Source organism: Paenibacillus sp. GP183, assembly GCF_900104695.1.
Lineage (GTDB): Bacteria > Bacillota > Bacilli > Paenibacillales > NBRC-103111 > Paenibacillus_AI.
Genome location: NZ_FNSW01000001.1, coordinates 905,428 through 925,029, shown reverse-complemented (window position 1 = coordinate 925,029; position 19,602 = coordinate 905,428). Strand labels below are relative to the sequence as shown.

Annotated in this window: 20 protein-coding genes; 16 read left to right on the top strand and 4 right to left on the bottom strand. The window is 45.4% G+C overall.

Features of this window, described 5'->3' with window-relative positions; translation table 11 throughout:
• Positions 1-13 precede the first annotated feature (13 nt).
• The 4 genes from BLV33_RS04540 to BLV33_RS04525 all read left to right on the top strand — a co-directional run bounded on the left by BLV33_RS04540 (position 14) and on the right by BLV33_RS04525 (position 4,451).
• Positions 14-883: a sugar phosphate isomerase/epimerase family protein gene (locus BLV33_RS04540; protein WP_090788675.1), complete on the top strand. Its 870-nt coding sequence runs from the start codon at positions 14-16 to the stop codon at positions 881-883.
• A gap of 41 nt (positions 884-924) precedes the next feature.
• Positions 925-1,791, top strand: coding sequence for a sugar phosphate isomerase/epimerase family protein (locus BLV33_RS04535; protein ID WP_090788673.1), 867 nt, complete (start codon positions 925-927; stop codon positions 1,789-1,791).
• A 217-nt stretch (positions 1,792-2,008) separates the two neighbouring features.
• Positions 2,009-3,607 (top strand): amidase family protein, encoded by a 1,599-nt coding sequence (locus BLV33_RS04530; protein ID WP_090788670.1) that lies wholly within the window; start codon positions 2,009-2,011, stop codon positions 3,605-3,607.
• A gap of 514 nt (positions 3,608-4,121) precedes the next feature.
• Positions 4,122-4,451, top strand: a complete 330-nt coding sequence (locus BLV33_RS04525; RefSeq protein ID WP_090798678.1) for a DUF3892 domain-containing protein — start codon at positions 4,122-4,124, stop codon at positions 4,449-4,451.
• A gap of 66 nt (positions 4,452-4,517) precedes the next feature.
• Here BLV33_RS04525 and BLV33_RS04520 read toward each other — a convergent pair whose 3' ends face one another.
• Positions 4,518-5,534, bottom strand: coding sequence for a zinc-binding alcohol dehydrogenase family protein (locus BLV33_RS04520; protein WP_090798676.1), 1,017 nt, complete (start codon positions 5,532-5,534; stop codon positions 4,518-4,520).
• Between the two features lie 152 nt (positions 5,535-5,686).
• Here BLV33_RS04520 and BLV33_RS04515 point away from each other — a divergent pair, with 152 nt between their 5' ends.
• Complete coding sequence (locus BLV33_RS04515; protein WP_090788668.1) at positions 5,687-6,328, top strand: rhomboid family intramembrane serine protease; 642 nt, start codon at positions 5,687-5,689, stop codon at positions 6,326-6,328.
• A gap of 2 nt (positions 6,329-6,330) precedes the next feature.
• Complete coding sequence (locus BLV33_RS04510; protein ID WP_090788666.1) at positions 6,331-7,353, top strand: redoxin domain-containing protein; 1,023 nt, start codon at positions 6,331-6,333, stop codon at positions 7,351-7,353.
• Between the two features lie 25 nt (positions 7,354-7,378).
• Here BLV33_RS04510 and BLV33_RS04505 read toward each other — a convergent pair whose 3' ends face one another.
• The gene (locus BLV33_RS04505) at positions 7,379-7,630 is read right to left on the bottom strand and encodes a hypothetical protein (RefSeq protein ID WP_139305688.1); all 252 of its coding nucleotides are present in this window, start codon (positions 7,628-7,630) and stop codon (positions 7,379-7,381) included.
• A 487-nt stretch (positions 7,631-8,117) separates the two neighbouring features.
• Complete coding sequence (locus BLV33_RS04500; protein WP_090788662.1) at positions 8,118-8,699, bottom strand: hypothetical protein; 582 nt, start codon at positions 8,697-8,699, stop codon at positions 8,118-8,120.
• A gap of 165 nt (positions 8,700-8,864) precedes the next feature.
• On the opposite strand from BLV33_RS04500, the gene BLV33_RS29855 reads away from it, so the two are divergent.
• The 9 genes from BLV33_RS29855 (at position 8,865) to BLV33_RS04455 (ending at position 17,248) form a co-directional block, all read left to right on the top strand.
• Positions 8,865-9,839, top strand: coding sequence for a polysaccharide deacetylase family protein (locus BLV33_RS29855; protein ID WP_253186970.1), 975 nt, complete (start codon positions 8,865-8,867; stop codon positions 9,837-9,839).
• 20 nt (positions 9,840-9,859) lie between these two features.
• The gene (locus BLV33_RS04490) at positions 9,860-10,618 is read left to right on the top strand and encodes an NRDE family protein (RefSeq protein WP_090788660.1); all 759 of its coding nucleotides are present in this window, start codon (positions 9,860-9,862) and stop codon (positions 10,616-10,618) included.
• Positions 10,619-10,666: 48 nt separating this feature from the next.
• Positions 10,667-11,422, top strand: a complete 756-nt coding sequence (locus BLV33_RS04485) for a glycerophosphodiester phosphodiesterase (protein ID WP_090788657.1) — start codon at positions 10,667-10,669, stop codon at positions 11,420-11,422.
• 215 nt (positions 11,423-11,637) lie between these two features.
• Entirely contained in the window at positions 11,638-12,384 is a 747-nt protein-coding gene (locus tag BLV33_RS04480) for a YheC/YheD family protein (RefSeq protein ID WP_090788655.1), read from the top strand.
• Positions 12,381-13,280: a phosphoenolpyruvate mutase gene (gene aepX, locus BLV33_RS04475; RefSeq protein WP_090788653.1), complete on the top strand. Its 900-nt coding sequence runs from the start codon at positions 12,381-12,383 to the stop codon at positions 13,278-13,280. The genes BLV33_RS04480 and aepX overlap by 4 nt, the downstream gene beginning before the upstream one ends.
• Positions 13,277-14,410 carry a phosphonopyruvate decarboxylase gene (gene aepY, locus BLV33_RS04470; RefSeq protein WP_171909009.1) on the top strand — a complete coding sequence of 378 codons (1,134 nt, stop codon included), beginning with the start codon at positions 13,277-13,279 and terminating at the stop codon, positions 14,408-14,410. Before aepX ends, aepY begins: the two co-directional genes overlap by 4 nt.
• On the top strand, positions 14,407-15,555 hold the full coding sequence (locus tag BLV33_RS04465; protein WP_090788651.1) for a 2-aminoethylphosphonate aminotransferase: 1,149 nt from the start codon (positions 14,407-14,409) through the stop codon (positions 15,553-15,555). Before aepY ends, BLV33_RS04465 begins: the two co-directional genes overlap by 4 nt.
• Positions 15,533-16,273, top strand: a complete 741-nt coding sequence (locus tag BLV33_RS04460; RefSeq protein ID WP_090798670.1) for a YheC/YheD family protein — start codon at positions 15,533-15,535, stop codon at positions 16,271-16,273. The genes BLV33_RS04465 and BLV33_RS04460 overlap by 23 nt, the downstream gene beginning before the upstream one ends.
• A 165-nt stretch (positions 16,274-16,438) precedes the next feature.
• On the top strand, positions 16,439-17,248 hold the full coding sequence (locus tag BLV33_RS04455) for a helix-turn-helix domain-containing protein (RefSeq protein WP_171909008.1): 810 nt from the start codon (positions 16,439-16,441) through the stop codon (positions 17,246-17,248).
• Positions 17,249-17,273: 25 nt separating this feature from the next.
• On the opposite strand, the gene BLV33_RS04450 is transcribed toward BLV33_RS04455, so the two are convergent.
• Positions 17,274-17,852: a TetR/AcrR family transcriptional regulator gene (locus BLV33_RS04450; RefSeq protein WP_090788649.1), complete on the bottom strand. Its 579-nt coding sequence runs from the start codon at positions 17,850-17,852 to the stop codon at positions 17,274-17,276.
• A gap of 187 nt (positions 17,853-18,039) precedes the next feature.
• Here BLV33_RS04450 and BLV33_RS04445 point away from each other — a divergent pair, with 187 nt between their 5' ends.
• Complete coding sequence (locus BLV33_RS04445) at positions 18,040-19,449, top strand: MFS transporter (RefSeq protein WP_090788647.1); 1,410 nt, start codon at positions 18,040-18,042, stop codon at positions 19,447-19,449.
• Positions 19,450-19,602 lie beyond the last annotated feature (153 nt).

The window sequence follows — 19,602 nt, the reverse complement described above, 5'->3', positions numbered from 1 at the left end:
GGAGGACAATTACATGAAATTGGGAGTAAGTTCTTACAGCTTAAGCAGGGCCATACAATCGAAGCAGATGACTGTAACAGAAGCTATTCAGTGGATGGCAGATCAAGGAGCGCAGCATGTAGAGATCGTCCCTATCGGGTTCGATCTGGTTGAAAATCCGGATTTGATCGATACGATCCGCAGGAAGACGGAAGAAGTCGGGTTGGATATTTCAAATTACGCGGTAGGGGCCAACTTCCTTAAGCCGACAGAGGATGAAACAGAACAGGAAATCCGCAAGCTTATGACTCATGTAGACATTGCCTATCGGCTTGGCGTTAAGAGGATGCGGCATGACGTGGCCTTTCGTCCAATAGCGGAAACGTCCGTCAAGCAGTTTGAAGCCGATCTCCCCAGGTTGATCGAGCCATGCAGACGAATAGCTGACTATGCGGCGCAGTTCGGGATCACCACCAGTCTGGAGAACCACGGGTATTTCATCCAATCACCGGAAAGAGTACTCAGGGTCATGAATGAGGTGGATCGTTCCAACTTTATGATCACTATGGACGTGGGAAACGTTATGTGCGTCGACGCCGATTCGGTTTGCTCAGTTCAGAGCTTGCTTCCCTATGCCTCCATGTTGCACTTGAAGGATTTCTATTATCGTAAGTCTCGGGGAAACCCGGGAGAAGGTTGGTTTCAAACAAGCCATGGCAACTTTCTAAGAGGAGCCATTATCGGCTGTGGAGATATTGACATGTCTGAAGTGATTCGACAGATCCGATCCTCCGATTACGACGGCTATATTTCCATTGAGTTCGAAGGCATGGAAGATTGCTTGACCGGCACGCGGATCGGATTGGAGAATGCGAGAAGAATTTGGGAGCAAGCGGGACAGTAAAAAATTAAATCATCAAATATTCCAGAAGGAGTGAATTTATTATGAAAATTGGAGTAATCGTAGATAGTTTTCGTGTCGGTGTGAAGGAGGGCTTGATTAAGGCTAAGGAAGTAGGCGCCGACGGCGTGCAGATATATGCCGTTTCCGGAGAGATGGACCCTGCCAGCCTGACGCCTTCGGCCCGCAAGGAATGGAAATCCTATATTGAATCCTTAGGCTTGGAAATTTCTGCATTGGTAGGAGATTTAGGCGGACACGGCTTTCAGGATAAAAGCGTTAACGCACAAAAGGTTGAAAAATCAAAACGCATTCTCGATCTGGCCATGGAGCTTGGCACCAACATTGTCACTACCCATATAGGAATTGTTCCTGAGGATCCAAAGAGCGAAATATACGAAACTATGCATTTGGCGTGTAAGGAATTGAGCACATACGCGAAAAGCATGGGTGCTTTTTTTGCCATCGAAACAGGACCGGAAACCGCGAATAGACTGAAGCTTTTTCTCGACGGACTGGGCTCCAATGGCGTTTCTGTCAATTTTGACCCTGCCAATATGGTTATGGTCACAGGTGACGATCCGGTAAAAGGCGTATATACCTTGAAGGATTATATTGTTCATACGCATGCTAAAGATGGAGTACGTAATTATGAAATAGATCCTCGAGAGGTTTATGGCGCGCTTGGTTATGATCCTCTCGATCATGAGAAAATCGCAGAGATGGCCAGTGGAGGGAAAGCCTTCGAGGAAGTTCCTCTCGGAGAAGGAAGTGTTGACTGGAAGGGTTATTTGCAGGCCTTAACTGATATCGGGTACTCCAGATACTTAACGATCGAACGGGAAGTAGGGGCTAATCCCGAAGCGGACATCATGAAAGCCGTGCAGTTTTTGAAAAAATTTAAGGGCTAGTCTGATTCCCATTATTCGATTGTGTGCTGCGAAATTAACCTAAGGGTGGGACAATCGTCCCGCCCTTTTTGAGTTATGATGTGAAATCGGTGTATCTTCATGTGAGGAAATACGACCTGATAATGAATTATATGGAAATTAAATTACATGAATACTTTCACTCTACTATTCTATGTGATATAATCTAACATATTAAATTGAATGGGAGGGAAACAGTATGAAGTCGCCTGTCAAAAAGATTACACTGATCTTATTCACCGTATTTTTGGTCCTCGGAGTATTGCAGTTCCCCGCCTATGGCAAGTTTGGTGAAAATGATAAGCAAAAAGCCAAACCGTTCGTTCTCGAGGAAGCCACCGTCGAGAGCATCCAAGCCGCATTCGCGAATAAAACGCTCACTTGCACCACTCTGGTCAAAAGCTACCTTGCCCGCATCGAAGCCTATGACAAGCAAGGTCCAGCCCTTCGAGCCATTCTTACCATCAACCCTGATGCCCTGAAAATTGCAGAGAAGATGGATGAACAGTACAAGGATAGCAAAGGCCGCGTCGGCTCTCTGCATTGCATTCCTGTCATTCTTAAGGACAATTTCAATACATATGACATGCCTACAAGTGGAGGCAATGTAGCCATGAAAGATTCGGTACCGACCTCCGACGCCTTCACGGTCAACAAAATGCGCGACGCCGGAGCTATCATCCTTGCAAAATCCAACATGCAAGAGTTCGCGCGCGGAGGCGTATCCATCAGCAGCCTTGGCGGCCAAGTCCTGAACCCGTATGACTTGACCCGTACACCGGGCGGTTCCAGCGGAGGAACCGGCGCAGCGATTGCCTCCAACTTTGCTGTGCTGGGTACAGGCAGCGATACCGGGCAATCGATCCGGTCACCCGCTTCCGCCAACAGTCTGGTCGGCGTTCGCCCGACAAGAGGGTTGGTCAGCCGTGCTGGCGTTATGCCGAACAGCTTCACGCAGGACGAAGTTGGTCCGATCACCCGTACGGTGAATGATGCAGCCAAACTGCTCGATGTCATGGTTGGCTATGATCCCAAAGATCCGATCACTGCGTTCGGTGTCGGCAGGACTCCCGTCAGCTATGCGGCAGGGTTGAATGCGGATTCCTTAAAAGGCGCGCGAATCGGCGTCATGACCAACCTGTACGGTGATGCAGAACGCCACGCAGAGGTCAATAAAGTCATGGAGCAAGTGATCGAAACGATGAAAGACAAAGGTGCGACTATCATATACTTCACACTGCCGGAATATGACAAGCTGTCCCCGGTCGTCGCCACCTCCAACTGGGAAGCCCGGTCGGCTATGGACAAATATTTTGCTGAACTCGGATCTAATGCTCCCGTGAAAAGCTTCCGACAGCTGGTGGATTCCAAAACCGCGTCGCCGGATATCCAGAAAACGCTTGAATCCGAAATTGCCGTGGAAGACGGCCTGAACAACCAGACATATAAAGACCGCACACTGAACCGTGACAAACTGCGCTTGGCCGTATCTTCGAAGATGGCCGAACTCCAGCTTGACGCCATCCTGTACCCGCTGCAGAAGGTGCTCGTCGCGCCGACTGGCCAAACGGACCAGCCTGAGCGCAACGGCACACTGTCCAACGGCACCGGCTTCCCGGCCGTGACGTTCCCTGGCGGCTTCTCCACCCCGACCAAAACAGCACCGCTCGGTATTCCGGTCGGCGCCGAATTGCTCGGCCGCGATTACAGCGAACCGCTGCTGCTCTCCCTTGCTTATTCCTTTGAGCAAACGGCGAAGATACGCAAAGTTCCACTCAGCACTCCAGTCCTTAAATAGGCATTGCAGCAAAGTTTGCAAAAGATACCCTGACCTATGCTGTCAAGAGATGACTTCTGATTTATCAGGAGTCATCTCGGAGAGAAACCCGCGTCTTTTCAAGACGACGGGTTTCTTTTTGTTTACCGTCGAGATCTTCTCAATAGCCTGGGTGCACCTTAGGGCAATGACGGCATAGGAGATCTTTATCCTTCCCGATTTCATTTAATGAGGTTATAGTCAGGTTTAATGACTCCAAAGTCACTATTTTCCGCTATTTTTTTTGGCAGCGAGCTACAGTGAACCAAATGTCCTTACTAGGTAAGTTGGGTTCACTAATACTGAGTTTTAGATGACTATGGCATGTTATCTAAAGGTTAAGCTGTAAATTACTGAGGCTAGACTTGTTGTTTGTGAGTTTTAGTTTACTAACCCTTAAATGCTAAGTTCAAAAATTGAGTCAAAGATTTTGGAACCACAAGCGGCCTGATAAATAAGGTGAATTCTGTGCATCATAATGGACGAGGTGATTATGATGAATCAAGGTCCTACCAATGAAAATTTCGAACAAATTTATCAGAATTACAGGCAGCAGGGTGAAATGCAGGCAGAGCAGGATCAAATGCAGGCCGCTGCCTCGGATGGCAAAGAGTCCATTGTAGCTGTGCGAAAAAATGATGACGGTGATATTATTGCGATTCAAACGTCATCAGGGCGCCAGTTGGATTATATATCTGCTTTGAATGAAGCGAAAGATGGGGTTTTGGCTAATGTAGACGTTTTCCACCGTTATGGACGTGATATCCTGCGAAGTGAACCCGACGGGGTAAAAGAAAACAATCTGGATAACCTCCCCACTTTCTAGGGAAGTCCAAAAAGAGCCCATTGATCGCGATCAATGGGCTCTTTTTTTCTTGTGTGATCAGAAACTCTAAAAATGCTCCAGCACCAATTTGCCAATCATCTTGTTGCTCTCCAGGAGTTCGTGAGCGTGACGAAGATTCTCTGCTGTGATGGGTTCCAGGCGTTGGGTTAAAGTTGTTTTCAACGTGCCAGCATCCACAGCCTTAGCGATGCGATTGAGCAAGATGTGCTGTTCGATCATGTCTTCCGTCTCAAAGAGAGAGCGTGTGAACATGAACTCCCAAACAAAGGTTGCGCTTTTTCGCTTGAGCAGATTGAGGTTAAGCGGTGATTTTGGATCATCAATGGCACAGACAACACCTTGCGGAGAGACCGCTTCACTGATGCCTTGCCAGTGTTTCTCCAAAGCATTCAAGCAGAAGATGTAGGGAACGCTCGAAAATCCCAATGCTTGGAGCTGTGGGAGCAAAGCTTCATGATGATTGACAATATGATCCGCGCCCATGGATGTTACCCAATCCACTGTTTCTTGGCGGGAAGCTGTACCAATGACGGTAAGACCTGCATGTTTCGCCAACTGGATGGCAATCGAGCCTACGCCGCCTGCAGCTCCAATGATTAGCAAGGACTTTGTTTCGTTGGCCCTCGGCTCCTGGGAGATCTTCATTCTTTCAAACAGCGCTTCCCAAGCCGTGATGGATGTTAGAGGCAGAGCCGCTGCTTCTGCAAAGTTTAAAGTCTTTGGCTTGTGCCCGACGATTCGCTCATCCACCAGATGATATTCGCTGTTGCCGCCTTGCCGTGAGATGCTGCCGGCATAAAACACCTCATCCCCAGGCTGAAAAAGAGAACAGTCTTCTCCCGCTTCTTCCACAATGCCTGCCACGTCCCAACCTAATATCTTTGGCGTTTCTTCGATTTTCTCTTTAGGTGAACGAACCTTGGTATCAACGGGATTGACGGAGACTGCAATCACCTTGACCAACAGGTCACGTCCATTTGCTTTTGGCTTTTCTACAGTAAGATCAATCAAACTTTCTGTATTCTCAATCGGAAGGTATCGAGTAAGTCCTATGGCTTTCATGGTATTCAAATAAAGCACTCCTTTACTTCATGTGTTAAACCTAAGTGCTATTTTACCATAGAAAAACTGAAGAAAAAAATGACGGATACATCTTCAACTGCGCTATAATAAGAGAACATATCTTCAGATCGCAGAAGGGAAGTGGCCTGCACATGTTTGCCCGAAGAGAAAGCTTGAATGAGTACATACAGAAGTACCCTGTCACTTTCTCAATGATTGTGATTCAATTGCTTGTCATGGCGGCCATGGAATGGTACGGCTCGTCGCAGGATAGCACCACCTTGCTTCGGTTCGGAGCCATGTTCAACCTGCCAGACATGCATCCTGAGCCTTGGCGATACGTAACGTCCATTTTTATACATATAGGCTGGGAGCATCTGCTGTTTAACAGCTTTGCGATGTATGTTTTTGCCGCACCTCTTGAAAGAATGCTCGGCCTTGCGCGGTACTTTTTATTTTATATTGCCTGCGGTATTATCGGAAATCTGGTCAGTGCTCAACTCCACAGCGGCATTTATATCGGGGCTGGTGCTTCCGGTGCAATTTACGGCGTATACGGCGCTTACTTGTATTTGTCGATCTTTCGCAAGGATATGATTGAATTTGAGACGAGACAAACCGTAATCCCCATAATCGTGATCGGTTTCATATACTCAATTGTGGCTCCTCATGTTGATATCTACGCACATCTTGGAGGTTTCCTTGGGGGATTGGCGCTTACTGCCTTGATGACATTGTTCATCGAACGAAAGCATAAAGAGTTCAGTGAAGATCAGCTGTCGGAAGAGTCATAACCATGGAAACGATAGCGATCGGTCCATTCAATATTACAATTTCTATCTTTATATGGGTATTATCGGCTCTGGCAGGTATCGGAGTACACCGAGTTAGTGTAAGAGGACGTGAACAAGCTCAAATTCTCGCATCTTTGCTGACTAATTCTCTCCTTATTTGGCTTCTGTGCTGGAAATTGAGCTCATTCATATTTGATCCTTCCATTCTATGGAAGGAGCCGCTTGCACTGCTTTATTTTCACGGCGGAGGTAGGGGAGCTTGGCTGGCTAGTGCATTAACAATCGTATATTTGTATACTGCAGGCAGAAAGAATTCGATCACGAAAGAGACGATGCTCGATTCGGTTCTGGTGTTTTTACTGGGAGGTTACTCGGCAAGAACGCTACTTCTTTTGATTTGGGGGGATGGAAACCGACTGACACTGGGGCTGTTGGTGTTTCTGGGGTTGGCGGTTCTTTTCCGCTGGATGTATAGAAAAATGCAGGGAAGCGCTATGACTGCCATACAGCTAATCCTTATATTTGCCATAGGACATGTATTTATTTCCACATTGGGGAGCAATCTTTGGGAAAAAGCGGAAGCTGCCGCGACTTCTTCCACTGTCGGCCTTAAAATAGGGCAGAAGGCGCCTGATTTCGAACTAACGGATAGGAAGGGTCAGTTGTTTAAGTTGTCCGATTATCGAGACCAAACGGTGGTGCTTAATTTCTGGGCGACATGGTGTCCGCCGTGCCGTACCGAAATGCCGGAGATGCAGAAATTTTATGAGCATATCAGTGATAATAACGTCATCATCCTGGCCGTAAATGCAACGAATTCGGAAACAAGTATAAGTTCAGTAGGAGATTGGCTGGGGGAGAAAAGATACACGTTCCCTGTTCTTTTTGATTCCAAAGGAGATCTCACCCAAACCTATAGGATTGCCGCATTTCCTTCGACTTACGTCATTCAGCCCGGAGGCCTCATACGATTAAAGCATCAGGGTCCAATGAATGAAGCCATGCTCAAGGAAGCAGTGCGGTAATCGTCTGCTTCTACAACCAGACCTGCTAGTTTACAGAAAATTGGCTAAGACCGATGACATCCATATTTCGGTTGTAGGCAACCACTTGAAGCGGCTCGGAAGCATTCTGCAGCAGGAGATCGACTTCGACTTCCCAATGGGGTTCAAAGGCTATGCCCAGCTTTCGACCGCCTTTGAACAGACCCAAAGCAAACGGTCTGCTGCCGTCCTCTAATTTGGAAAACAGATTTTTTTGAGATATGCTTCTGAAATGAACGGCGCCTGGGTGCCTTGGCATGGTGATCCGCAGAAATACATTGAAAAATTTAGACTGATTCATAAGATTATGGCAGAAGAAGCACCGAATGTGGCGATGGTGTGGTCTCCAAATTTCAGGCCTCTCGACACCATCCATGACTACTATCCTGGAGATGAGCCGATCATAATTTCAGAAGCGGCCGTTGCACATACCGTATTGCCATCCAATAAATCATACCCAGATTGGGCAGAAGCTCAGCTAGGTTATCTGTATGGAGTACTCCCGAGAATATATCCTCAGGTAAAAGCCATCACATACTTCAATTTTAGCCGTGCTCAAGCAGCTCGAACGAATGGTCAGTATGTGTTTGACCTTGGTGAAAACCCTCTTTCCGATGCGCTATATAAACATTTAGTGCGCTCGGAATGGTTTTTGCCCGGTATCGAACTCGGAGCAGACCCTGTTCCTTTTACTTATAAGCCTGTTGGTTCCGGACAATTACCCGCTGGCGGGAAGATGACATTTCTTACACATCATCAAGACCATAACGAGGCTCCCAGCCAATCTGCAGGGCTCCGCCCAATGCTTTTGCACGATCGGCATTTTGTTTTGGAAAATACGTATCCGTTGCAGTTTGAACCTTGCGCCAACCAACATAAGACAAAAATATGGTGTGCTTGCGTCCGTAAACCGTTTCAATTTTTGTGATATCATAGCCAACCCTGCGGTCGGCTCCCAACATGCCAAGGTAAACGCCCGAAACGGGTTCATGCTTAGCGAGAGGTAAAGAAGGTTTTTTTTCCCTGTCTTGTTTGATATACAATTCGGTCTTCATGGAGGGAACAGGTTCTAGAGGTAATGACGAAGGTGCGGACTGAAACTTGATGAATGCCTCCGCACGAGCTTTGTATTCGGCTTCCACTTCAGAAAAACCCGCAAGATCAGCTTCAACAGCTTGCTCTTTCCACCAAGCCAGATCGTCTAGTGTCTTAGCCACTGCGAGTGCAGGCAAAGCCGGGGCATCAAGTCGCGATATTAAAACGAGCGAGAGCAGGAATAATACTCCGAACAGAAAAGAAATTCGGACTAATTTTATAATCGTTCTCATAAACCCACCATTTTTCTATATTGGAATGACTAATTATAACAACTATATTTTATTATGAATGATCTGTGAAGATTATTTTAGCCGTTTACACATCATCAAAATCTCCCTTTCATAGAATAGACTTGGACGCTAATTCTTCTGGTCATCTTCCATAGGGGGACGTATATGAAAAGTAAGCTTTCGGCTGCCTTCACGATCATCATTATACTTAGTATTTGTTTGCTTACTTTAGGATGCAAGCCCCAAATACGTGAAGTTGTCGACACTGAAGCTGAAGTGTCTATTTATCCATTACCCATTAACTTCGAACCCCATGTAAACATCCCAGAACCAAAGGTCGAAGAAGTAGCAGCGATTCCTGCTTTCACGCCTTCTCCTACACCAACTGCTTCACTAATTGTCTCACCAACTGCATCACCAACTGCTTTACCAGCCTCTTCACATTCCGTTCCTGCTCCCATAGCTTCTGTTTTACCGGATCAATCAGGGGAAGTGTCCATACCTGTTCTTAATTATCACAGTATTGGAGTCACGCAGGGCAATACGCTTGTGCTCGATCCGAAGAAACTTACACAGCAGATGGAATATTTGGCAGAGCAGGGCTACAGTCCGCTCACTCTATCTGATTTTATACTCATGTTAGAAAAGAAGAAACCAGCCCCCGCTAAGCCTGTGCTGCTCACTTTTGACGATGGCTACATAGATAACTATGAGCAAGCGATGCCGATCCTCAAGCGGCACGGTTTTCCGGCCACGATCTTTATTTCTCCCGGAACTATTGGGCAAGAAGGCAAAGTGAATTGGATGCAGCTAAAAGAAATGCATGAAGCAGGCTGGGATATACAGCCGCACGGCATGACACATCCTCATCTCCCCGAGCTTACTGCTGCGGAGCAGAAGGGTGAAATAACGCAATCACGCCGACAGATTGAACAGCAGCTCGGAACGAAAGCCGATATATTTTGCTATCCATACGGAGAATTCAATAAACAGACGCTGGCGATTTTGAAAGAAGAAGGGTTTCGTTACGCGTTTACCATAAGACAGGGGAGAACGACATCATCTCAAGATCCTTTTCATCTGAAGCGTATTTATGTGAATAGTGAGGACAGTCTGCTACAATGGAGTAAAAAACTTTAAGATGAAGGCTGGGAATCCATTTGTGTTTAATCTTATTCGCATATCAGGCACACGACAAATATAAGCTCATCATGGCTGCCAATCGTGATGAATTTTATGAGAGACCGACAGCACCTGTTCATTTTTGGGAGGATTATCCGAATATTCTGGCCGGTCGGGATTTACTTAAAATGGGTACATGGATGGGTGTGACTACTGCTGGTCGTTTTGCAGCTCTAACCAATTATCGAAACCCTAAGGAACAAACTGATGGAAAACGTTCCCGCGGAGAGCTGGCAGCAGATTTTTTAAAAAACAATGAGCATCCTGAAACTTATATGTATGAAATGGCAAAAAAACGCAATGTATACCCGGGCTATAATTTGCTCTCAGGGGATGCGAATGGACTCTATTATTATTCGAACACAAATAATAAAGTCCAAAAGCTGGAGCCGGGTATTTACGGGATCAGCAACCATTTATTGGATTCCGATTGGCCCAAGGTTACAAAAGGTAAAGTAGGATTGTCAAAAATAATCACGGAAAGCAACCCTGAAATGGATGAACGGATTTTAAACCTTCTCCAGAAGGCTGATCAAGCCCCCGATGAAATGCTTCCAAATACGGGAGTCGCCTTGGAATGGGAACGAATTCTTTCTCCTATATTCATTAAAAGTGAAGGTTATGGAACAAGGAGTTCGACTGTGCTGTTGATTTCGGATGAAGAGATTAGTGTCAGGGAGCTGGTTTACTCACATGATGGAATGAAGGACCATAAGTATTCAATGCCGATTCAATAGTAACCTGATCCTCATATATGCTATTATCACGGGGAAAGGGGGATAAGCATGAACCATCCATTTCCAATCATTACCGCCCATAGCGGATGCATGAATACACTTGACAACACGCTGCTATCTGTTGAAACCGGGCTCAAGCTGGGGGCAGACGTCATCGAAGAAGACATTATGGTCACTAAGGACGGAGTCCCTGTGCTTTCCCATGATGACATCTGGACTACACCGGCTGGCTGGGAGTACAGAATTTCCCAATCGACCTTTGAGGAGATCAGTCTTCTCCAATTCGAAGTGAAACAGGGAGATCATCGAGAGACGACTCGCATATATAAGCTTGAAGAGATGCTTCCATTGATCCAAGCTTCGGGAAAAATCGCCAATCTGGACCTGAAGGACGATCAGAGCATCGAGCCCGTGGCAGCTTTATTGAAAAAGCACGGTCTTTTGGAACAAGCTTTTTATTCCGGATGCGAGAAGGACCGAGCTATGAAGGCGCAGCAATCGAACCCGGAAATACGAAAAATGCTTAATGTGGATGCTCGCAATTACTTATCCATGGCATACAAAGATATGGTTGAACAAATTTGCCAGGATGCGCTGGATGCTGCTTGTTACGGGATTAACCTCCATTACCTTGCTGTCCGTCCGGAACTTGTGGAGTATGCTTCTTCCAAAGGATTGCCTATTTATATTTGGACCGTGAATGAAGAAAGCTTGATGAAACAGTACGCCGAAATGGGCGTGGCCTCGATTACAACTCGCAATGTCCTTGCACTGGTGCAATTAAAACAGAGAATGCAACGTTAACTCAAACGAAAGCCAAAGCGAAATGGGCTGTCCCAAAGGTCTGTAAAGATCTGCGGGAGAGCCCATTTTCAATATGGATTTAAACCAAGCTCCATTCACATTTCCAAAGGGGCTTTTTTACTATTTTTTCGACTTGTACAGAAGTGCCGTTTTCAAGATGAGAGGATTCACATATGTATGTATGATCAAAAAAATAACAGAAGAGTGGGATTGCGGTGTCCATTGGAAAAATGCAAAAATACAAAGAAATGATGCAACAACACGTACTTCGCCCCTATTTACCTGAAACTCACTGGCTAACGCGCAGAAGGACTTTAAAAATGCTGAGATCCTATTCTTCCATCTTCATTAAACCAGATAAAGGCAGTGGAGGATCAGGGATCATCAGAGCCAAGAGAAAGGGAGAAAGGTATGAGGTACGCTGCAATCAAGAACGTAAATATGTTCGAGCACAATCCATATATGAAGTGATTAAGTTCTTCAGAAAGCCGTCCCAACGCTATCTTGTGCAGAGAGGTCTTCGATTGGCCAAGTACAAGGGCGCCATTTTTGATGTGCGTATTTACATGCAGAAGCCGGAATCAGAATGGATGATTTCCGGCAAGGTTGCTCGCGTGGCCTCACCGCGTAAATTTGTGACCAATTTCCAAAAGGGAGGGCATGCGGCATCCTTGCGAGAAGTGCTCTCGACCCTCTTTCCAAATAGCGGTAATAAAGTGAATAGTCGACTGGAACGAATAGAACAACTATCCTATATCATTGCCAAAACACTTGATAAACAGCATTCTCTGCGTGAACTGGGGGTTGATCTTGCCATTGAAAAGAACGGACGTATATGGATCATCGAAGCCAATTCGAAGCCTGGCCATATGCTGTTCACTCAGCTTAGCGATAAATCCGAGCTGAATACCATTTTGGAAAATAAGCATTTGATTTACAGTAGCGGGAGTGAGCTTCCATGAAAAAAACTAGTCAATTAAAACAAATCATTCAATCGCAAAATCTGGATTTTATTATGGAAGCCCACAGCGGCTTGTCGGCTAAAATTGTTGAAGAGACAGGATTTAAAGGGATTTGGGCCAGCGGATTATCCATATCGGCAGCCATGGGCCTCAGGGACAATAATGAGGCTTCCTGGACGCAGGTCCTGGAGGTTCTGGAATTTATGAGCGATTCCAGTTCCATTCCGATTCTGCTTGATGGGGATACGGGCTACGGAAACTTCAACAATGCCAGGAGGCTGGTCAGCAAGCTGGAGCAACGCCAAATTGCTGGGGTGTGCATAGAAGATAAACAGTTTCCGAAGACCAATTCCTTCATAAATTCCACGGCTCAACCGCTTGCCGATATCGATGAATTTTGCGGCAAAATTAAAGCCATGAAGGATACTCAGCTCGACGATGATTTTATAGTTGTAGCCAGAGTGGAAGCATTTATTTCGGGATGGGGACTGGAGGAGGCCTTGCAGCGTGCGGAGGCTTATCGGCGTGCGGGTGCCGATGCGGTGCTTATTCACAGCAAGAGGCCGGATCTGGTGGAGATTGAGTCGTTTATGAAAGAGTGGGGCGGGCGATTGCCGGTTGTTATTGTGCCTACCAAATATTATTCCATACCGACTAAACGTTTTCAGGAGCTTAAGATTAGCCTCGTAATTTGGGCAAACCATAATTTGCGAGCATCCATAGACGCTATGCAAAAAATATCCAGTCAAATATTCAAGGAGGAAAGCCTAGTCCATATCGAAAACAGCATCGCGTCCGTCGAAGAAGTGTTCCGGCTTCAGAGAGCGGAAGAGCTTCAGGCGGCAGAACAAAAATATTTTCCTTCCATGAAAAAAGATTCGGGTGAGGACTTATGATCAATACAAGGGTATTTGGCGAAAAGCTGAAAAAATCAGGATTTACTCTGTTTAGCGGTGTTCCGTGCTCTTTCTTGAAAAGTTTAATCAATTATGCGATCAACGAATGTGAATACGTGGCGGCTGCGAATGAAGGCGATGCTGTAGCCATTGCTTCTGCTGCATGCATGGGAGGAAAAAAGCCTGTCGTTCTCATGCAAAACTCGGGTCTGACGAACGCCGTTTCACCCTTGACCTCTCTAACCTACCCCTTCCGGATTCCCCTGCTCGGATTTGTCAGTCTGCGTGGTGAACCAGGTATTCCCGATGAACCACAGCATGAATTGATGGGCCGAATCACTACTCAATTGCTGGATTTAATGGAAATAGAGTGGCAGTATTTGTCCATGGATCCAGAAGAGGCGGAGCATCAATTATTGCAGGCCGATCAGCATATTGCCCGGAATCGATCTTTTTTCTTTGTCGTCAGAAAAGGAACGTTTGATGATGAAGTATTGAAAACCCGCATAATGGACCCTTCAGAGAGTGAACTGCCTGCGCGGTATCAAGCGCTGACTGTCATTCATTCTTGCATGGATTCGAGAACGGTACAGCTTGCCACCACTGGAAAAACCGGGCGGGAATTATTTGAAATCGAAGATGCTGACAATAATTTATATATGGTAGGCTCCATGGGCTGTATCAGTTCTTTTGGGCTTGGATTGGCGCTGACTCAAACAAGCAAGGATATTGTCGTTATCGACGGGGACGGTTCCTTGCTCATGCGCATGGGAAGCCTGGCTACCAACGGCTATTACCATCCGCCCAATATGATTCATATTTTGCTTGATAACCAAGTACATGGATCTACCGGGGGACAAAGTACGGTATCTCCCAATATCAGCTTCGTCGAGATTGCTGCTTCCTGCGGCTATGCAAAGTCTCTAAAGGTTGACAGCCTGGAAAAGTTGGAAGCTTGCTTGAATGAGTGGAAACAATCCAAAGGGCTGACCTTCCTGTATATGAAAATTTCCAAAAAGGACAAGGAAGAGCTTGGCCGGCCCCATATCAAACCATATGAGGTCAAAGAACGCCTTCAGCGCTTCTTAATAAATCCATCTTCGGGGAGTCAAGATGAGGTGGATTTATGAAGGCGATAAAGAGAACCATTCTGCTTAATCCCGGTCCAGCGACCACAACCGACAGCGTGAAATATTCGCAGGTGGTTCCGGATATGTGTCCCAGAGAATCGGAATTTGGCTGTTTATTGGAATATGTCTCAACAGAGCTCACCCGCTTGGCAGGCGATCCGAGCCTTTACACAACGATTTTGTTCGGCGGTTCCGGCACTGCAGCGGTAGAATCCATACTTAGCTCGGTCCTGGATCATGAAGCTTTGCTTATCATCAATAACGGAGCTTATGGAAAACGAATGTGTGAGATCGGGGCAGCTTATGGGTTGAATTACATGGAATTTCAGAGCCCTGCCGACAATGTAATTGATTTGGATGCTTTGGAGAGCTATATTCAAACGTCTGAAAAGAGATTCTCCCATCTTGCTATCGTGCATCATGAGACAACAACCGGGTTGTTGAACGATATCAAGGCAGTTGGAGACCTATGCGGGCGGTACCGGATCGATATGATTGTGGATGCCATGAGTTCATATGCGGCCATACCGATTCAAATGAAAGAAATGAATATTCGTTATTTGGCTTCAAGCTCCAACAAGAACATTCAAGGTATGGCAGGGGTTTCTTTTGTCATAGCAGAAACAAGCAATTTGGACCGTCTAAAATACTTGAAGCCGAAGAATTACTATTTAAATCTGTATGATCAATATAAGTATTTTTCAGAACATCGGCAAATGCGCTTTACCCCTCCAGTCCAAACCTTATATGCGCTTAAACAGGCGATAGACGAGTTAATTCAGGAAACTGTGTTGAAAAGATATGAAAGGTACACTCAGTCGTGGAATACCTTAATTAATGGCATCACCCGGCTGGGGCTGACGCATATGATCCCTGAATCCTGTCATTCCAAAATCGTCACCTCCATTATAGAGCCAGATCGTGAAGGTTATGATTTCCAAACCATGCACGATTATTTTTATAAAAATAGCATCATTATATATCCCGGCAAACTCGATGGACGGCGAACATTCAGGATATCAACTATGGGAGACATCACCTATAAGGATATTGAAACGTTTTTGGAGCTGCTTGATCGATATCTTGTTAGCATAGGCTTTGAAGGGAGAAGGGTGAATGTCAATGAAGTCAGCGAAAACAAATAAATGGTTTAAATATAGGTATTTGAAAAGAGCAGGAAGTTTAAGCCGCTATTTGCCGGAAACACTGATGCTGTCACAGAAGTCTCTGTGGGAGCTTATTTCCAAATATGGTCAAGTCATCGCCAAGCCGATAAATGGCAGCCGGGGGCGCGGTGTCATACAAGTAACTTCCCTTGGAAATCATGAATATGTCTTGCATTATGAGAAAACAAAAATCACTTTACAGGGGAAAGACAGCACCTATCAATATATAACAAGCATTACCGGTTCCGATCCCTATATGGTTCAACGCCTAATCTCCCGACCGACGATCGATGGACGTCCCTTTGACATGCGGGTCATCACACAACGCAGAAGAAATTCTCCCGTATGGAAGGTCACAGCGAAAGTTGCCAAAGTCGCAGGCGAAGGTTATATCGTTTCCAACAACACCAGGAGCGGGGGAGAGATGCTTTTGGTTAATAAAGCTCTTCGAAAATCCTCAATCCATCATCTATCCAAACGAAAATTGCTGCTAAAAATAGATAAAGTCGCTTTACAAGCTACCCGAAGATTAGCCGCTTATTTCAAAGGCCATAGAATATACGGCATGGATATGGGTCCTGACCAAAGAGGGCATATCTGGATTATTGAAGCGAATTTGTTTCCGGCGATGTCCCATTTTCTCAAGCTGAAGGATAAAACCATGTATCGTCGAATCACCTCATATAAATCTGATTGAGCATAAAGATCGCAAAATTGCGGTCTTTTTGTTTTATTTGATGGTTGAATTAATCGAACAAATGTTCTATAATAAACGAGAACACTTGTTTGAAAATTTGAAAACTTCCGAATGAACATATAAAATAATAGTATCCGTATCCAAATTATAAAGGAAGCATGGCGGATGGAAGGTGTGGGAAAGGTGAATGACCGGTATTTAGAGGTAGACGAGGCGATAATTTATATTCATCAAAATATTTATGAGCCGCTTTCGCTTTCCCGATTGGCCGATCATGTGGCTTATAGTCCGTATCATTTCATGCGTATTTTTAAAGAAAGAATCGGTTTATCCCCACTGTATTATGTTTCTTCCCTCCGACTGCAGAGGGCAAAAGAGTTATTGCTGAACACAAATTTGAGCATTCGCGATATTGGATTGGAGATTGGTCAACAGAGTTTGGGTACCTTCACCACTCGATTTACCGAACGTGTAGGTGTATCGCCATCCGACTTTCGGAACTCGGCGCTTCAAGCGGACAATCAGCTGCGTTCCTTGCAGAAGCTTCAGGATTGGGGTACTTCACCGCTTACATTCAATCCGCATGCCAGAATAGAAGGGACGATCAAAGCTGAAGCACCTTTCGAGGGAGTCATTCTCATCGGCTTATTTGCCAAGCCCATTCCTGAAGGTTTACCTCTGTATGGTACTTTGATTTCTTCAACAGGGCGATTTTGCTTTGATGGTGTGAAACCAGGCACTTATTACCTGATGGCTACATCGGTCTCTTGGGGTATGCAGGCCATGGATATTCTGCTTCCGCGGACAACCTTGCGCACCCGATCGAAGAAGCCGATCATAGTCGGACACTCTTCAACTGTTCCCCATCAGAAGCTTACGCTGCATGTTCCTCATCCGGACGATCCTCCCATCCTGATTTCCCTGCCTCTATTGATGAATAATTTCCTCAATCAAGTTATTCAACACAGCCATTGATATGATCTAACCGTGCTTGTGTTGATTAGCGATATGACTTGATCAATGTGATGGCTGCATTAACAACATCTGCTGCAGTGCCATCTTCGCCAAAAAACCTGGAACACATCGAGTTCCCTTCGAGCAATATGAACAGCTGCCGGGCAAGGTGCTGAGGTGATTTCAATCCGGCTTGTTCACAAATAGATTCCAACCGCTTGATGATGGATTGTATATGCTGCACAGCTGCTTCATTCACCATATGTTCTTGTGAAGGGAACTCTACTGCAACAGCCTGGTTGAGACAGAACATCGACTGGGGGCATGATGATTGCTGCTTTGCTACAGACTCGAAGATCGCGATGAGCTGCTGTTCCGGTTCTGTAATTTCATCAATCGTTTTCTCAAACCATTCCCAGTAGAACTCGCTTGAACGCTCCAAAATAGCAACAATGAGGTGATCCTTCGAAGGGAAGTGCTTGTACATAGTCATTTTTGTAATTCCCGATTCAGCTGCAATCGTATCGACACCAACAGCATGAAACCCTTTTTGAAAAAATAAATTGCATGCGGTTTCCAGGATCTGTTCGCGTGCAGCTGATTTCTTTCCGTCTACTTTTATCATGATAACCCTCTTCTCTTATTAGTTGACATTATACAGATCTGTCTGTATAATGTCAATGTGATTGTATACTAACCTGTATGTATAAGAAAGAAAGGAGAATATAGCAATCGAAAAGAAATTTTGTCTTTTGTTATATGCTAAAGTAAGGTAGCGGACAATCATAAAAACAGGAGGGATTGATAGAGAAATGAATACTGTGGAGAGTAACAGTAATACCCCATCTATAGCGGACACTTCAGATATAAAGAAAAGTGTTCCTTGGATTTATTACGTAATCTTTTTTGCCGTACTGAATGAATCGGTGTTCAATGTATCCACCCCCAACATTGCCAAGCAATTCGCACTGGATGCTGCCGGCGTAAGCTGGGTAGTGACGATCTTTTTTATCGTCTTCGGTGTGGGAATGGTCATTTTCGGAAAACTATCTGATATGTTCAGCGTCAAGAAACTGATTACAATCGGAATCGTCCTTTACAGCGTGGGTTCCATTTTGGGATTTGTTTTGCAATCCTGGTACCCCGGAGTTATTTTATCCCGGGCTATACAAGGGGCAGGCGGATCAGCAATCCCCGCATTGGTCTTTGTCATCGTGGCGAGATTTTTTACGCAGGAGGAACGGGGGAAATTGTTTGGAATCATCACATCGACCGTATCATTTGCGGTTGGGATCGGACCTGTACTCGGCGGTTACATCGCAGGATCATTCCACTGGTCCTATTTGTTTCTTATAGCGATACCCGTAGTTGTCGCCATCCCTTTTTTCCAAAAATTCCTGCCAGTAGAGCAGCGTAAAGAAGGAAAATTGGACTTTATTGGAGCGCTGCTGCTGTGTATTTTTGTATCGATGGTGATTTTGTTTACAACAAATACAAGCTTGATTTATTTACTCATTGCTATAATCTCGCTGATCCTATTTATCGTTCAAATCCGACGAGCTAAGGAGCCTTTTGTAGAACCCGGACTTTTCACCAATACATTATACAGAAACGGTCTCATCATTGGATTTTTTATTTTTGGCACTGTGATGTCCGTGATGTTTGTAATCCCGCTTATGCTGAATAAAATGTACGGCTTGAACCCGGAGAGTATTGGGCTTATCATGTTCCCGGGAGCTATAAGCGCTGTTATATTCGGAAGAGTCGCCGGCAATATGACGGTCAAGCGGGGAAGTCATTTCGTCGTCTATCTTGGACTGTTTTTAATCGCGCTGAGTCTTCTTCTGCAATCTTCATCCATCGGGCTTTGGGTTTGGTATATTGGAGCCGCCCTTATTATGATGTATATCGGGTTTTCCTTCATGCAGACCGCATTAACCGAAAGTATAGCGCAAGTTTTGCCTCCTCACCAAATCGGTGTCGGAATGGGTTTCTTCAATATGGCATCGACGATTGCTGGGGCGGTCGTGACAGCACTGGTTGCAAAGGCGATAGAGAAAGAGCTGTTCGCTTTTCCGCTTCATCCTTTGCTTTCGGATTCACATGCGTTCATGTACGGCAATCTTATTTTGATCCTAAGCTTGATTGTCGTAGCGAGCGCGCTCTTATATTACTTTTCATTCGGTAAAAAGGTCCCGCAAACAGTCACAAATCCAAACTAAAATTCCCTGCTGTCGCAAACCCCTATATCGAAAATCCCACCTCTGGTGCTAAGCCGAGGTGGGATTTTTTTTGTCTAAATGAACGGACCGGATGAGGTGAAATCAACCTCACTAATAAAATCATGCAAATATGTAAATAATTTGGACATCTGA